The sequence below is a fragment of the Streptomyces sp. NPDC001219 genome (assembly GCF_053597915.1).
The window spans coordinates 1-15,599 of sequence record NZ_JBSFJF010000118.1 but is presented as its reverse complement, the minus strand read 5'-3'; the positions used below and the strand labels follow the sequence as shown (position 1 = coordinate 15,599).

The window sequence follows — 15,599 nt, the reverse complement described above, 5'->3', positions numbered from 1 at the left end:
GAAGCAGTCCACAACACAGGCCCCGGAGGACCGAACCCGGCACCACAACGAACAACCGCGGCCCCCGCCCAAACACCACCCCCGCCGAAGGCGAAGCGGCGCCGCAGACGACAACGTGCGGCTACAAACGATGGGCGGCACCCGAAGGAGTCGCGCCCCTCGTGTCGAGGAGCAGCTGCGCTTTCACGGCGAGCCCCTGGAGGTCATACGTGCGGTGCGGCTGCAACAGGACCGTCAGGTCGGCCGCGGCCGCGGCCTCGTAGAGGGAGTCGGCGCGGGGGACGGGGCGGCCCAGGACGTTCCACTGGGGGACGTAGGGGTCGTGATACGTGAGGTGCGCGCCGAGTTCCGTGAGGCGGGAGGCGATCTCGTAGGACGGGGAGCCCGCCTGGTCGCCGATGTCCGGCTTGTAGGTGACGCCGAGCAGCAGGATGCGCGCGCCACGGGCGGATTTGCCGTGCTCGTTGAGGAGGGTGGCGCAGCGCTGGATGACATAGCGCGGCATCCGGCTGTTCACCTCGTGGGCCAGTTCCACCATGCGGAGCGGGTGGCCGGGTGAACGGCCTTTGTGGGGGGAGTGGTTGGGGTCGACGGGGGCGGCGTGGCCGCCCACGCCGGGGCCGGGGCGGAAGGCCTGGAAGCCGAACGGTTTGGTCTCGGCGCAGCGGATGACGTCCCACAGGTCGACGCCGATCTCGTGGCAGAAGACCGCCATCTCGTTCATCAGGGCGATGTTGATGTGGCGGTAGTTGGTCTCCAGGAGCTTGGCGGTCTCGGCCTCGCGGGGGCCGCGGGCGCGGACGACCTTGTCGGTGAGGCGGCCGTAGAAGGCGGCGGCCGCCTCCGTGCAGGCGGGGGTGAGGCCGGCGATGACCTTGGGCGTGTTGGCGTAGTGGTGGGTGCGGTTGCCGGGGTCGTGGCGGCCGGGGGAGCAGGCGAGGTGGAAGTCCCGTCCGGCGGTGAGGCCCGAGCCCTCCTCCAGGAGGGGGCGCAGGAATTCCTCGGTGGTGCCCGGGTAGGCGGTGGATTCGAGGATCACCGTGGTGTGCGGGCGCAGCTGCGCCGCCAGTGTGCGGGCGGCGTCGGCGAGGGCGGTGAGGTCCGGGGCGCGGTCCTCGCCGAGGGGCGTGGGCGCGCAGAGGACTGCCGTACGGACCCGGCCGAGGGTGGTGGGGTCGGTGGTGGTGCGGAAGCCGGCGGAGAGCAGCCGGCGGAGTTCCGTGGCGGACAGCGGCCCGTCGCCGGCGAGCGCGGCGGCCTGTGGGTCGGGGTCGTAGCCGATGGTGCCGATGCCGGCGGCGGTGGCGGCCTGGGCGAGAGGGAGGCCGAGGTGACCGAGTCCGATGACGGCGAGGTCTGCGGGCATGCTGCGGCCGTCCTTCCCGAGCGACTGCGATGGGCGGGTGCGCATGACGTGTGTGGAGGGCGCATAAATACACTAAGCGGATATTTGACCCAGAATAGGGATTGGTGGATCAAGGCGGCGGGGTGTTGCCGTCACGAGTGGAGGGTGGATACCGGCACGCGGCGTGGACAGAATCGACGGACGGGGGGTGTGGCCCCGATCACAGCGGGAGGCAGCGGTGAAGACAGCGATACTGGGACCGGCGCAGCGGGCCGAGGCGCTCGCCCGAATGGCGGAGCGGGAGCTGGACATTCTCGTGGTCGGCGGCGGAGTCGTCGGCGCGGGGACCGCGCTGGACGCGGCGACCCGCGGGCTGGCCACCGGACTGGTCGAGGCGCGTGACTGGGCCTCGGGCACGTCCAGCCGGTCGAGCAAGCTGATCCACGGTGGTCTGCGGTATCTGGAGATGCTGGACTTCGCGCTGGTCCGGGAGGCGTTGAAGGAGCGCGGGCTGCTGCTGGAGCGGCTGGCGCCGCATCTGGTCAAGCCGGTGCCGTTTCTCTATCCGCTCCAGCACAAGGGCTGGGAGCGCTGGTACGCGGGCTCCGGTGTCGCGCTGTACGACGCGATGTCGGTCTCGTCGGGGCACGGCCGCGGACTTCCCGTGCACCGGCATCTGTCGCAGAAGCGGGCGCTGCGGGTGGCGCCCTGCCTGAAGCGGGACGCGCTGGTCGGTGCGCTGCAGTACTACGACGCGCAGATGGACGACGCGCGCTACGTCGCGACGATGGTGCGGACCGCGGCCGCCTACGGGGCGCAGGTCGCCAACCGGGCGCGGGTGGTGGGCTTCCTGCGTGAGGGCGAGCGGGTGGTCGGCGTGCGGGTGGAGGACGTCGAGGGGGGCGGCGACTACGAGATCCGGGCGCAGCAGATCGTCAACGCCACCGGGGTGTGGACGGATGACACCCAGGCGCTGATCGGGGAGCGCGGGCAGTTCCATGTCCGTGCGTCGAAGGGGATTCACCTGGTCGTCCCCAAGGACCGGATTCACTCCACGACCGGACTGATCCTGCGGACGGAGAAGAGCGTCCTGTTCGTCATCCCCTGGGGGCGGCACTGGATCGTGGGGACGACGGACACCGGCTGGGATCTGGACAAGGCGCACCCGGCGGCCTCCAGTGCGGACATCGACTATCTGCTGGAGCATGTGAACGAGGTCCTCGCGACGCCGCTGACCAGGGACGACGTGGAGGGCGTATACGCGGGGCTGCGGCCGCTGCTGGCCGGGGAGTCGGACGCCACCAGCAAGCTGTCGCGGGAGCACACCGTGGCGCATCCGGTGCCGGGGCTGGTCGTGGTGGCGGGCGGCAAGTACACGACGTACCGGGTGATGGCGAAGGACGCGGTGGACGAGGCGGTGCACGCCCTGGACCAGCGGGTCGCGGAGTGCGTCACCGAGGACATTCCGCTGGTCGGGGCCGAGGGCTACAAGGCGCTGTGGAACGCGCGGGCCCGGATCGCGGCGCGCACCGGGCTGCATGTGGCCCGTATAGAGCATCTGTTGAACCGCTACGGCTCGCTGACCGAGGAGTTGCTGGAGCTGGTGGTGGCCGATCCGTCGCTGGGTGAGCCGCTGGCGCACGCGGACGACTATCTGCGGGCCGAGGCGGTCTACGCCTGCACCCATGAGGGCGCCCGCCATCTCGACGACGTGCTGACCCGGCGCACCCGTATCTCCATCGAGACCTTCGACCGGGGCACCCGCAGTGCCCGTGAGGTCGCCGAGCTGATCGCGCCCGCGCTGGGGTGGGACGGCGACCAGGTCGAGAAGGAGATCGCGCACTACCAGAAGCGGGTCGAGGCGGAGCGTGAGTCGCAGCGGCAGCCGGACGACCTGACGGCGGACGCGGCGCGGCTGGGGGCGCCGGACATCGTGCCGCTCTAGGCGGGCGGCGCGGGTGCTCCCTCGCCGGGACTCCCGTTCCTCCGGGCCGTCATGACGGGAACACGGTGTTGCCCGGCACCCACCCGGGCCTTCCGCACGGCTGCGGATGAGGGAGAATGAAGGCTCTGCCAGGGTGGGTTGTCCGAGTTGGGCCAGTTTGGTGATCGATGGGACGTCGAAGCTGCCAACTCGGCTGGATTGCAGAGGGGATTCAGTGGGCGACGAGGTCGAGATGGACGGCAAGGAGGGCAGGCTGCTCGCCGGCCGGTACCGGCTCGCCGATGTTCTCGGCCGGGGCGGCATGGGTACCGTCTGGCGGGCACGCGACGAGGTCCTGGGCCGTACGGTCGCAGTCAAGGAACTGCGCTTCCCGGGCGGGGTCGAGGAGGACGAGAAGCGTCGTCTGATCACCCGCACGCTGCGCGAGGCCAAGGCGATCGCCCGGATTCGGAACAACGGCGCGGTGACGGTCTTCGACGTGGTCGACGAGGACGACCGCCCGTGGATCGTGATGGAGCTGGTCGAGGGCCGCTCGCTGGCCGAGGTCATCCGTGACGACGGTCCGCTCACCCCGCGCCGGGCCGGCGAGGTCGGCCTGGCGGTGCTCGATGTGCTGCGCGCCGCCCACGACGCCGGCATCCTGCACCGCGACGTGAAGCCGTCCAACGTCCTGATGTCCGATGACGGCCGGGTCGTGCTGACCGACTTCGGTATCGCCCAGGTCGAGGGCGACCCCTCCGTGACCTCGACCGGCATGCTCGTCGGCGCCCCCTCCTACATCTCCCCGGAGCGCGCCCGCGGCCACAAGCCGGGCCGGCCGGCCGACCTGTGGTCGCTGGGCGGGCTGCTGTACGCCTGCGTCGAGGGCGTGCCGCCGTACGACAAGGGCTCGGCGATCGCCACGCTCACCGCGGTGATGACCGAGCCGGTCGAGCCGCCGAAGAGCGCCGGCGGGCTGGAAGAGGTCATCTACGGCCTGCTGGTGAAGGACCCGGCGGGCCGGCTGGACGACGCCGGTGCGCGGGCGCTGCTGCTGGACGTGGTGCACGCCCCCGAGCCGCAGAAGCCGGAGCCCCCGCTCGACGAGACCCGGGCGATGGTGCTGCCGACGGCGCCCAAGGAGCGGACGAAGGCGAAGCCCGAGAGCGCGCCGAAGCCGAAGCCCGCCCCGAAGTCCCGTACACCGCGCAAGCCGAAGGCGAAGCCGGCCGCCGCCCCGGTGGCGGAGCCGGCGGCCGAGCAGGCGTCCGGGGGTGTCTCCACGCACAAGGGCAAGGCCGGTGCCGCCGCGTCCGGGGCCGGTGCCGCCACGTCGGCCAAGGGTGCCAAGGCCGCCGCGACGAGCGCCCCGGAACGGACCGGGAGCCCGCGGCCGGAGGCCTCCCCGGCCGCCGGGGAGGCGGCCGGTGCGGACCGTACGGACTCCGGTGCGTCCCGTCCGACGCTCACCCGCCCCGGCTTCGACACCGACGCCGCCAAGGAGCGGCTGCGCGGCGCCCTGCAGACGGTGCGTACGGCGGCCGCCGCGGCGCGGGCCCGTGCGGAGAACAGACCCGGGGACGGGAACCGCCCGGCGACCCGCGCCTCGGTGACCGACGTCGTCCCGCGCCGCACCCTGATCATCGTGGCCGTGGTCGTCGTCCTGGCGGTGCTGGGCACGGTCCTGGCCGTGGCGCTGAGCAGTGGTGACACCGCGAAGGGCAGCGGCAAGCCGGCCGGCAAGGACGACAAGGCGTCGTCCGCGGCGAAGGCGAAGCCGTCCACCGATTCCGCCGACGCGGACGAGGACGCGGCGAAGAGCGGGTCCGGCGCGCCGGACCCGCAGCAGCCGGGCGGGGTCAGCCCGGCCGAGGACACGGGCGACACCGGCGGCGGGGACGGCAAGGACGGCAAGGGGGACAAGGCGGTGCCGGAGGGCTTCGCCCGGGTCTCCAACGGCCGGTTCCACTTCGGTATGGCGATGCCCAAGGGCTTCAAGCAGACCGGCACCGCGGGCGAGGGCTCCGGTGTCATCTACAGCGCCTCCGGTGGCTTCCCCCGCGTCCAGGTGGACTACAACGCCAAGCCCGGCTCCGACGCGGCGGCTTCCTGGCGCAGCCTGGAGCCGGCGGTGCGCGGTTCCAGCGAGGACTACCACCTCATCGACATCAAGTCGGTGAAGTGGCGCGGCTATCCGACCGTCGCCGACTGGTCCTTCACCCGCCGGCAGAGCGGTCAGGCGGTCCGGGTCCTCGACCGCGGCTTCCGGGCCGACGACGACCACGGCTACGCCATCATGATCACGTGCAAGAAGGGCACCTGGCCGGACAAGAAGTGCCAGGACGTGGTGAACACCGCGTTCAAGACCTTCGCCATCAAGGACTGAGCGCGAGGCCGCGGCGCGGGCCGGGCGATGGGCGGACGGAGCGCGCGTCGTTGGCCGGACCGGGCCGCACGCCCCGGCGTGGGCACGTATCGTGAGACCGCTAAGACCGTACGCATCCGCATTCGGCGGGAATACGACCGGAAGTGACCAGCGGCGCCTGCGCCGATGGCGTCCGGCGCGACGGTAGACACAGCGCGCGCTGCGGGGAGGCGTCGTGGACGAGTACGCGGGAAGGGTGCTCGCCGAGCGATACCGCCTGCCGTTGCGGCCCCTCGGCGACGACGACTTCACCGAGTCCCGGGCGTTCGACACGTTCAGCGGACAGGAGGTCCTGGTCCGTCAGGTGCCGCTGCCGGAGGTCGTGGAAGCGGAGGTGGTGGGGGCGGAGCCGGCCGGGCCCGCCGAACGCGCCGGCGGCGGCCGTCACGGTGCCGCACGGCTGCCCGCCGGGGCGGGGGCGGCCGACCGCAGCCCCCGGGACCCCGCCGTACGGCGCGCGCTGGAGGCCGCCACGACCGCGGCCCAGCTGGCCGATCACCCCCGGCTTGAGCAGGTCTTCGACGTCTTCGTGCAGGACGGCAGCCTGTGGATCGTCGCCGAACTCCTCGTCGCCCGGCCGCTGTCCGCGCTGCTCGCCGAGCGTCCGCTGTCCCCGCACCGCGCCGCGGAGATCGCCGCGGATCTGCTCACCGTGCTGCGGGTGCTGCACGCGGCGGGCCGGCTGCACCGCAACATCACCGCCCGTACGGTCCTGCTCTGCGACGACGGCCGGGCCATCCTGACCGGTCTGGCGGCGGGCGCGGCCCAGGAGGCGCTGTGCGGGACCGAGCCGTCCACCGGGGCCGAGCCGTCCACCGGCGCGGAGCCCGCCACCGGGGCCGAGCCGTCCGCCGATGCCGCGGACGTGCCGGACGAGGACGCGGAGGACCGGTCGGCCGCCCCGACTTCGTTGACCAAGCCCGCCCCGGACGGTGACGCCACCGCCCCCGCGTACGGCCGGCCCAGCGCCGCCCTCGCCGCCGAACGGGCCCGGCAGGCGCGGCTGACCGTCGTCGGCCCGGTCACCGAGCGCTGGGCGCCCGAGCAGGCCGGACCGGTGCACGAGAAATGGCAGTTGGCGCCGCCGGTCGGCCCGGCCACCGACCTGTGGGCGGTCGGCGCGCTGCTCTACCGGTGTGTGCAGGGGCAGCCGCCGTTCCCCGAGGACAGCGCCGTCGAACTGGCGCAGCTGGTCTGTGCGCAGCCGCCCGCGGTCGCCGAGGAGTGCGGGGCGCTGCGGCCGGTCGTCGAGTCGTTGCTCCGTCAGGACCCGGCCGACCGCCCGGACGCCGAGGAGCTGAGCGGCTGGCTGCACTCCCTGATCCGTACCGCGCCGGAGCCGGAGGCCGACGGCCGGCTGGTGACGATGCCGGCGGAGGGGGCCGATCCGCGGCGGCTGCCGATCCTGCGGCGCCGCGGCGAACTCGTGCGGAGGGGACGGCACAAGAAGCCCCGGACGGCCCGCCGCACCGCACCGCGGCCGGTCCCGGCGGCCGCGGGGGCCGTCGCGCCCGCGCCGCCCGTGCCGCGGGCGCCCGCCCCGGAGCCCGCCCCGATGCCCGCCTCGATGCCTGCCCCGGCGCCCGCCCCGGAGCAGCCCACCCCGCTCGTCTCCACCGCCCGGCCGCCCCGCCCCCCGAAGCAGCCCAAGCCGCTGCGGCAGCCCCGGACGGCCCGCCCGCCCCGGCCCGGCAGGTCCGCCCCGCCGCCCGGCGTGAGCGGTCCCGCTGACCAGGGGCCGTACGAGCAGCGGACGCCGGGTCAGGCCGGGCCGGACGCCGCGCCCCGCCCGGCCCGTGCGCCGCGGCACCTCGGCCGGCTGCTGCTCACCGCGATCCTGCTGCTGCTCGTCGGCGCGGTGGTCTACGCGATGGCGTTCCTGCCGAAGTCCGGCCAGGACTCCAAGGCGGGCGGGCGCGGTGCGGACCGCACGGGCACCTCGGGTGCGGCGCCCGGGACGAGCCCCGCACCGTCCGGGGACCAGGAGCACGACGCTGCCTCCGCCGGCCCCGGCGCACCGCGGACCGGCGCCCCGGCCGAGGTCGCCAAGGGCTTCGAGGTGCGCAGCGACCCGGAGGGCTTCCAGGTCGCGGTCCGCAAGGGCTGGCAGCGGCGCGGTGCGAACGACCGGGGCCAGGTGCGGTACGTCGGCGGGGACTACGAGCTGGTGGTGGTGCCCGGCCGGGACACGACGGCGGGCTTCGGCACCGATCCGATGGCGTATCTGCAGAACAAGGAGCCCGAGCTGGCGCCGTACCGCTCCTCCGGCTGGGCCTCGGCCTCCGGCCTCCAGCGGATCGACGTCGGGAAGACGGCGATGGCCGAGGGCACCTTCTCGTGGCGCGACAGCAGCGGCCGCGAGGTGTACGTACGCAACCTCGCGATGATCCACAAGGGCCGCTACCACCTCGTCCTGGTCATCGGCCCGGACCGTGGCCGGCGCGAGGTGGACCAGCTCTACGCGCAGGCGACGAGCGCCTACCGGCCGAGCTGAGGCGGCCGGGGCGGCGGTCCGGCCGCGGTTCCACGGGCTTCACCCCGCCCCGCCGCCCCCGAACCGTTCCCGCAGCTCCTGTTTGAGGACCTTGCGCAGCGTCGCCCCACGGGGCAGGGCGGGCAGCAGCTCCAGTTGTTCGGGCAGCTTGTGCCGGGCGAGGCCGTGGGCGAGGAGGTGTGCCGCGACGGCGCCGAGGGTCAGCTCCCCGGCGTGCGGGGGCTGTTCGACGACCGCGCAGACCCGCTCGCCGCGGGTGGCGTCCGGCAGCCCGATGACGGCGGCGTCGGCGATGTCCGGGTGGCGGTGGAGGAGTTCCTCGATCTCCTGGGGGGAGATGTTCTCGCCCTTGCGGATGATGAGGTCCTTGAGGCGGCCGGTGACCACGAGATGCCCGGTGGGGGTGAGGTGGCCGAGGTCGCCGGTGGGGAGGAAGCCGTCGGCGTCGAAGGGCGGGGGCTCGTCGAGGTAGCCGCGGCAGACGGCCGGGCCGCGCAGCCGGATCTCGCCGCTGCCGGGGTCGATCCGGATCTGCATGCCCGCCGGGGGCCGCCCGTCGGTGCCGGCCAGCTGCTCGGGGCCGTCCTCCGGGTCGCCCATGGTGACCATGGGGGCCTCCGTCATGGCGTAGCCGTGGGTGAGCTGACAGCCGAGTCCGGCGACGACCTCGTGGTACAGCGCCGGGGGCTTGGGGGCGCCGCCGCCGGCCAGCAGCCGCAGCGAGGGCAGCAGCCGGCGGCCGGGCGGCAGGGTGCGGGCCTCGGCGAGGAAGAGGGCGTAGAAGGCGGTGGAGCCGCCGGCGAGGGTGACGCCGTGGCGGCGGTAGGGGGCGAGCGCACCGGGCAGCGCGAAGTGCTCCAGGAGGACGGCGGGGATGCCGTGCTCCAGCAGCATGACGGTGTAGTCGGGCCCGGCGACATGGGCGTACGGGAAGGCCATCGAGCCGATGTCCGAGGGGCGCAGGCGCAGGGCCGCGCCCAGCCAGTGGCCGGCCGTCCGCAGGCTGCGGTCGGTGTGCAGCACGCCCTTGGGGGCCGCGGTGGTGCCGGAGGTCCAGTAGATCCAGCGGACCGCGCCGTCGTCGGCCGGGGGCGGGGGCAGGACGGCCGGGTCGGCGTCGGGCAGGGTGTCGTACGCCTCCAGGACGGTGGGCGGCGCGGGCAGGGCGGCGGCCAGCCGGTCCGCCATCGCACGGTGGTCGAAGCCGCGCCAGACGCCGGGGACGGCGAAGAACTCCGCGCGGGTGCGGCGCAGCACCTGGCCGGTCTCGTGCGCACGGTAGAGCGGCACGACCGGGCTCTGGACGGCGCCGATCCGGGCCAGCGCCAGACTGAACAGGACGGTCTCGATCCGGGTCGGCAGCTGCCAGACGACCCGGCTGCCGGGCCGTACGCCCCGCTCGTACAGGCCGGCCGCGACCCGTTCCGCCCGCCGGTGCAGGGTGCCGAAGGTGATCCGCCGTTCCTCCCGGGCGGATGCGGCCCCCTGGACGAGGGCGAGCGCGCCGGGGCTGCGGGCGGCGCGCCAGGCGACGAGGTCCCAGAGGGTGGTGCCGGTCATCTGCCCTCCCCATGAGCTGACGCGACGTCAGATCGCCTGCCGAGATTAGGGGCCGGCGCCTTGTCGGTCCAGAGGGGCCACGGCTAGCCTGATTCTGACGGTCCATCAGATATCGATGCGGGCGGCGAGGGGACGGCGATGGCGAACCTGTGGGAGAGCCCCGACGAGACGACGGTCCACGGGCCGGTGCGCGGCCCCGCGCGCCGCGTGCCCGGCCCGGACCGCGGCGAGTAGCCGCGCATGGACCTCAGCTGCACACCGGAGGAGGAGGACTTCCGGGCCCGGCTGCGCCGATGGCTCGGCGAGGTGCTGCCGCGGCTCCCCGACCCGCCCGCCGCGACCGACTGGCCCGGCCGCCGGGCGTACGACACGGCCTGGCAGCGGATGCTGTACGACGCCGGGTACGCGGGTCTGCACTGGCCGCGGGACGCCGGCGGACAGGGCGCCACCCCCGCCCAGCACCTGATCTTCCTGGAGGAGACCGAACGCGCCGGGGCGCCCTACGTCGGCGCCAACTTCGTCGGGCTGCTGCACGCGGGGCCCACCCTCGCCGCCGAGGGCACCGCCGCACAGCGCGCCCGCTGGCTGCCGCCGATCCTGCGCGGCGAGGAGATCTGGTGCCAGGGCTTCAGCGAGCCGGACGCCGGCTCCGACCTCGCCGCGCTGCGCACCAGGGCCGTCCGTGACGGGGACTCTTACCTCATCAGCGGCAGCAAGATCTGGACCTCGCACGCCGAGGTCGCCGACTGGTGCGAACTCCTCGTCCGCACCGACCCGGACGCGCCCCGGCACCGCGGCATCAGCTGGCTGGCGATGCCCATGGACGCGCCGGGCGTGACGGTCCGGCCGCTGCGCACCCTCGCCGGTTCCACGGAGTTCGCCGAGATGTTCCTCGACGAGGTGCGGGTCCCGGTGGCCAACCGGGTCGGAGCGGAGAACGACGGCTGGCGGGTGACGATGGTGACGCTGTCCTTCGAGCGCGGCACCGCCTTCGTCGGCGAGGTGGTGGCCTGCCGCCGGGTGCTCGGCGCGCTGGCCCGCGCCGCCCGCGCCAACGGCCGCTGGGACGACGCCGTGCTGCGCCGCAGGCTGGGCCGGCTGAGCGCGGAGTTCACGGCGCTGTGGCGGCTGACCCAGTGGAACGTGAGCGAGGCGATGCGGGGTTCCGCGCGCGGCGGCGGGCCGGGCGGCGTCCCGGGCACCGGCGGCTCGGTCTTCAAGCTGCGCTATTCACACGCCCGCCAGGAGCTGTACGACGCGGCGGCCGAGGTGCTGGGCGCCGGAGCGCTGGACGCGGACCACGCCTGGGTCGCGGACCGGCTGTCGTCCCTCTCGTACACCATCGCGGCCGGTACCTCGCAGATCCAGCAGAACATCGTCGCCGAGCGGATTCTCGGCCTGCCGAAGGGGCGGTGACCGGGCGGTGGACTTCCAACTCACCGGAGAACAACGGGCGTTGAAGGAGGGCACCCGGGAGCTGCTGGCCGGGCGGTTCGGCCGGGACCGGCTGCGGGCGGCCGTGGAGGACCCGGCGCCGGACCGTGCGCTGTGGCGCGAGCTGGGCGCGGCCGGGTTCTTCGCGCTGCGGCTGCCGGAGGAGGACGGCGGGGTCGGGCTGGGGCTGCCGGAGGCGGTGCTGGTCCTCGAGGAGGCCGGGCGGGCACTGCTGCCGGGGCCGCTGGTGGCGTGCCAGCTGCTGGCCGGGGTGGTGGACGGTGTCGCGGACGGCGAGCGGATCGTCGGGCTGTGCGACGCGGCCCGGGAGCCGGTGCTGTGGGAACACCCGGCCGGATGCGATGAGTTGATCGTGCTGGAGGGCGAGGACGGCCGGGCCGGGAGTGGTGCCGAGGGCGCACAGGGGCGCACATGCGGTGCGTACCGGAGCGCGCCGGAACGGGTGTCCTGCGCCCCCTTTGCTTCCGTTGACCCCCTCACCCCGCTCGCCCGCGTCCTGGACCTGCCGCGCACCGCGCCCGTGGCCGTGGACGTCCCCCGGCTCCGGCGCGAGGCCGCGTTGCTCACCGCCGCCCAGCAGCTCGGCAGTGCCGTCCGCACGGTCGAGACGGCGGCCCGCCACGCCCGCGAGCGCGAGCAGTTCGGTGTCCCCATCGGCTCGTTCCAGGCGGTCAAGCAGCTCTGCGCCGGGATGCTGGTACGGGCGGAAATGGCCCGGAGCGCGGTCTATGCGGCATCGGTCACGGAGAGTGATCTCGACGTCGCCGGCGCGAAGTTGCTCGCCGACGAGGCCGCGGTCCGTAACGCACGGGACTGTCTGCAGGTCCACGGCGGAATGGGCTTCACCTGGGAGGCCGATGTCCATCTGCACCTCAAACGGGCCTGGTGGCACGCCGAGCGCTGGGGCACGGCGGCCGGGGCGGAGGAGCTGCTGGCGGCGGGCCTGATCGCCTGACGGCGCGGGCGCGGGGGCCGTGACGGCGGTGTGTGGTGGCCGGCGATGTCAGACTCAGGCATCCGGTGTGCGGAATGTCGGACTCACTACGCAGAAGTGGTCACGGAGTGTCGATATCGGGTTGTGTCCTAGGCGTGACTCGTCACAGGGGGGAGTCGGCGTTCCGCTCGGGTACTCTCCGTTGGGTGCGAGTGGTTCCGATGCGCAACGGACCCGGTGCCGTCGGAAGGACGGCTCCGGGGTACGGACTGCGCGCCGCCCGCACTGGGCAGGGGCCCGGTCGCCCCTCATGTTCGACTCCCCGAAAAGTGCGTCGCACAGTATGCAGGACGCATACTCCCTTGCGCTGGAATATGCCCGAAGCGCTTGTTGGGGTGACTGAACGTCAACCATGCTGTGCTTCGCCGGGGTCACGCACCGTGACCTCGTGGAGGCGCGAGGCGATGTTTCCGCCGGTTCGGATGGTGTGAGCGGTGCAGGTGCTTCAGGTGCAGTTGGACGTACGGCCCGATCCCGCGGAGGTGGGGCGGGCCCGGCGGTGGGCCCGGTCGCGGCTCGTGGGTTCCGGCATAGGGGTCGACGAGCCACTCGCGGAGACGCTGATCCTGCTGATCTCCGAACTCGTCACCAACGCCGTGGTGCACACCGGCGCGGCGGCCGAGCTGCGGATGTGCTTCTCCGGGTCGGGTGCCGTGGTGGGCACGGTCCGGGTCGAGGTGGTGGACGCCAGCGCCCGCCCGCCGCGCCAGCGCCACGCCGACGGCGACGACACCAACGGCCGCGGCCTGGAGCTGGTCGACGGCCTGGCCGACCGCTGGGGCTGGCAGCCGGAGGGCGCCGGCAAGCGGATCTGGTGCGAGGTGGACCGCGGCCGGCCGCTGCTCATGGCGGCAGGAGCCGATCTGGGGGCGTATGAGCCCTCGTGCGCGGTGTCACGCACCGTGACGCACCGGGCGTAGCCGAGCCGGGCGGTGCCTCACCGGCGCTCCTCCGCGACGCCTCTCCCGCCGGATGCGGCAAATCGGGCGTAACGAAATCAGTCCCCGGTCAGGTGTTGACGTGGCGTGGCCGGTTGATCACTCTTGGGTGAAGCGATTCGCCGTGAGGGGACGCCGAGGTCGTGGGGGGAGCCGGGATTCCGGTCCGGGGCCTTGGCGAGTGCGGGTCGTGGCCCGGTGGGGGGCCCGGCGGGAAGCCGGGGGAGGGTGGCGGTCCGCGGTGCCGTGCTCGGGGCGTGCATGAGCGCTCCGCCACCTGGTCGGCCGGGCGCCGTCGAGTCGCCGGCGTGGGGCCGGCGGCTCGACGCGGCCGCTCAGAGGATCGCCACGGGAGCGACCGGCGCACCGGACCCGCCGACGAACGGTTCGGCCATCGCGGACAGGAAGAACGCGAAGCGGTCCGCCTCCGCGCAGGCCGTCGACAGCTCCTCCAGATTCCAGTTCTGGCCCTGCAGCATGCCCATCTCCACGAGGTGGAGGGCGTGCACGGGCATCCACAGGTTCTCGATCTCCGGCGGGAAGATCTCGAAGGTCAGGGTGTCGTTGGCGACCGCCGCGACCTCGCGCGCGTGGAACCACTCCGGTGTGCGCAGCGACAGGCCGGGTGACGGGAAGGCGTAGGCCTGCCGGTCGCCCGCGAGGTAGTGCCGCAGCTGTCCGGTCCGTACGAGGGCGATGTCGCCGGTCCGTACCGTCGTCCCGGCCAGTTCCTCGGCGGCGTCCAGGTCCTCCGGTGTGACGGCGTGCCCGCCGGGCAGCCGCTCGGTGCCGTGCACCCGTGCCACGTCCAGGAGGACGCCGCGGGAGACGATCGGGGTGGCCTTCTCGATGCCGAGGCGGGTGGCGCCGCCGTGCGCGGTGACCGAGTCGGCGGGGCGGTTGTTGTAGAGCCGCCCGGAGTGCGAGACATGGGTGAGGCCGTCCCAGTGGGTGCCGGCCTGCAGGCCCATGGTGACCGCGTCGTCGGAGGTCGCGACCGTCCCGGGGCCGAAGATCTCCTGGTTGATGGCGGTCATGGTGTGCAGTGGGTTGACCCGGCCGGGGATCACGCCGGTCTGTACGCCGTCGTGCCGGAGGGGGAGCGCGAGCGCGATCCGGCGGCCGCTGCGGATGCCGCCGGCGGCCTCCCGGACGGCCTGGTCGGTGATCAGGTTGAGCGTGCCGATCTCGTCGTCGGCGCCCCAACGCCCCCAGTTGTTCACGCGCTTGGCGATGTCGTGGAACTCCTGCGGCAGGGGCATGGGCCCTCCTCGGGGCGGTGGGGTTCGGGTCGGCCCGGGGTCTTGTGTTCGTACCGGGTCTGCTCAAAAATCTAACGGTCCGTCAGAAACTGCGGGAGGGGTCACGGCATGGGGAACTTCTTGGCCGGCAGGGTGATCGCCGTCACGGGGGCGGGCCGCGGCATCGGCCGGGCGGTCGCCCTAGCCTGCGCGGAACAGGGCGCGAAGGTGGTCGTCAACGACTACGGGGTGGCCGTCGACGGCGGCGCACCCAGCAGCGAGATCGCCGAATCCGTGGTGAAGGAGATCGAGGCGGCGGGCGGCGTCGCCACCGCGGTCGCCGACGACGTGTCGACCATGGCCGGCGGCCAGCGGATCGTGGACACCGCGCTGGCGCAGTACGGGCGGATCGACGGGGTGGTGTGCGTGGCCGGCATCCTGCGGGAGCGGATGCTCTTCAACATGACCGAGGAGGAGTGGGACCCGGTGGTCGCCACCCATCTCAAGGGCACCTTCACGGTGTTCCGGGCGGCGGCCGCGGTGATGCGGCGCCAGGGGTCCGGGACGCTGCTCGGCTTCACCAGCGGCAATCACCAGGGGTCCGTCTCCCAGGCCAACTACTCCGCCGCGAAGGGCGGGATCATCTCGCTGGTACGGAGCGCCGCGCTCGGGCTGCACAAGTACGGGGTGACGGCCAACGCGGTGGCGCCGGTCGCCCGGACCCGGATGTCGGCCAAGGTGCCGATGGAGCTGACGGAGATCGGTGAACCGGAGGACGTGGCGGCGCTGGTCGTCTATCTGCTGAGCGACCGGGCCGGGGAGATCACCGGTCAGGTCTACACGGTCGCCGGGCCGAAGATCGCCGTGTGGGCCCAGCCTTCGGAGCTTCGCTCCGTGTATGCCGAGGGGGGTGGGTGGACGCCGGAGCGGGTGGCGGAGGTGCTGCCCGGATCGGTGGGGGTTGATCCGATGCCGATGTTGGGGCGGGTCTCGGATATGGCTGCGGCGGCGTCGGCTCGGGGGAGCCGGTAGCTTTCCCACGTTTTCGGCCGTCCCGCCGTGGGGGCTTGGGCCTGTTGCGGGTCCGCTGCGCGGGGCGTGGGTGCGGGTGGTGTTTGTTGCTGCCTGCGCCGTTGCGCCTGCGGCGGGCGGGTGGTTGTCGGGTGCGGTGACGGGCCTCCGGGGCCGGTGTGGGGGACGTAAAGCGAAGCAGTCCCCCACAC

At 73.7% G+C, this 15,599-nt stretch carries 10 protein-coding genes; 7 read left to right on the top strand and 3 right to left on the bottom strand.

The window, feature by feature from the left end:
* Positions 1 to 121 precede the first annotated feature (121 nt).
* Positions 122 to 1,366, bottom strand: coding sequence for a nucleotide sugar dehydrogenase (locus ACWC9R_RS35805; protein WP_450737942.1), 1,245 nt, complete (start codon positions 1,364 to 1,366; stop codon positions 122 to 124).
* 217 nt (positions 1,367 to 1,583) lie between these two features.
* On the opposite strand from ACWC9R_RS35805, the gene ACWC9R_RS35800 reads away from it, so the two are divergent.
* The 3 genes from ACWC9R_RS35800 to ACWC9R_RS35790 all read left to right on the top strand — a co-directional run bounded on the left by ACWC9R_RS35800 (position 1,584) and on the right by ACWC9R_RS35790 (position 8,188).
* Positions 1,584 to 3,290, top strand: a complete 1,707-nt coding sequence (locus ACWC9R_RS35800; protein ID WP_450737940.1) for a glycerol-3-phosphate dehydrogenase/oxidase — start codon at positions 1,584 to 1,586, stop codon at positions 3,288 to 3,290.
* A gap of 232 nt (positions 3,291 to 3,522) precedes the next feature.
* Entirely contained in the window at positions 3,523 to 5,655 is a 2,133-nt protein-coding gene (locus ACWC9R_RS35795; protein ID WP_450737943.1) for a serine/threonine-protein kinase, read from the top strand.
* A 214-nt stretch (positions 5,656 to 5,869) separates the two neighbouring features.
* Complete coding sequence (locus ACWC9R_RS35790; RefSeq protein ID WP_450737938.1) at positions 5,870 to 8,188, top strand: protein kinase; 2,319 nt, start codon at positions 5,870 to 5,872, stop codon at positions 8,186 to 8,188.
* Positions 8,189 to 8,227: 39 nt separating this feature from the next.
* On the opposite strand, the gene ACWC9R_RS35785 is transcribed toward ACWC9R_RS35790, so the two are convergent.
* Positions 8,228 to 9,748 carry a class I adenylate-forming enzyme family protein gene (locus ACWC9R_RS35785; protein ID WP_450737937.1) on the bottom strand — a complete coding sequence of 507 codons (1,521 nt, stop codon included), beginning with the start codon at positions 9,746 to 9,748 and terminating at the stop codon, positions 8,228 to 8,230.
* 240 nt (positions 9,749 to 9,988) lie between these two features.
* On the opposite strand from ACWC9R_RS35785, the gene ACWC9R_RS35780 reads away from it, so the two are divergent.
* From ACWC9R_RS35780 to ACWC9R_RS35770, 3 genes are all read left to right on the top strand, one after another.
* Positions 9,989 to 11,164, top strand: a complete 1,176-nt coding sequence (locus tag ACWC9R_RS35780) for an acyl-CoA dehydrogenase family protein (RefSeq protein ID WP_450737935.1) — start codon at positions 9,989 to 9,991, stop codon at positions 11,162 to 11,164.
* A gap of 7 nt (positions 11,165 to 11,171) precedes the next feature.
* Positions 11,172 to 12,158 carry an acyl-CoA dehydrogenase family protein gene (locus ACWC9R_RS35775; RefSeq protein ID WP_450737934.1) on the top strand — a complete coding sequence of 329 codons (987 nt, stop codon included), beginning with the start codon at positions 11,172 to 11,174 and terminating at the stop codon, positions 12,156 to 12,158.
* Between the two features lie 473 nt (positions 12,159 to 12,631).
* Entirely contained in the window at positions 12,632 to 13,117 is a 486-nt protein-coding gene (locus ACWC9R_RS35770; RefSeq protein WP_450737932.1) for an ATP-binding protein, read from the top strand.
* A gap of 353 nt (positions 13,118 to 13,470) precedes the next feature.
* Here the strand turns inward: ACWC9R_RS35770 and ACWC9R_RS35765 are convergent, their stop codons facing one another.
* Entirely contained in the window at positions 13,471 to 14,397 is a 927-nt protein-coding gene (locus ACWC9R_RS35765; protein ID WP_450737930.1) for a cyclase family protein, read from the bottom strand.
* Between the two features lie 108 nt (positions 14,398 to 14,505).
* Here ACWC9R_RS35765 and ACWC9R_RS35760 point away from each other — a divergent pair, with 108 nt between their 5' ends.
* The gene (locus ACWC9R_RS35760) at positions 14,506 to 15,408 is read left to right on the top strand and encodes an SDR family oxidoreductase (RefSeq protein WP_450737928.1); all 903 of its coding nucleotides are present in this window, start codon (positions 14,506 to 14,508) and stop codon (positions 15,406 to 15,408) included.
* Positions 15,409 to 15,599 lie beyond the last annotated feature (191 nt).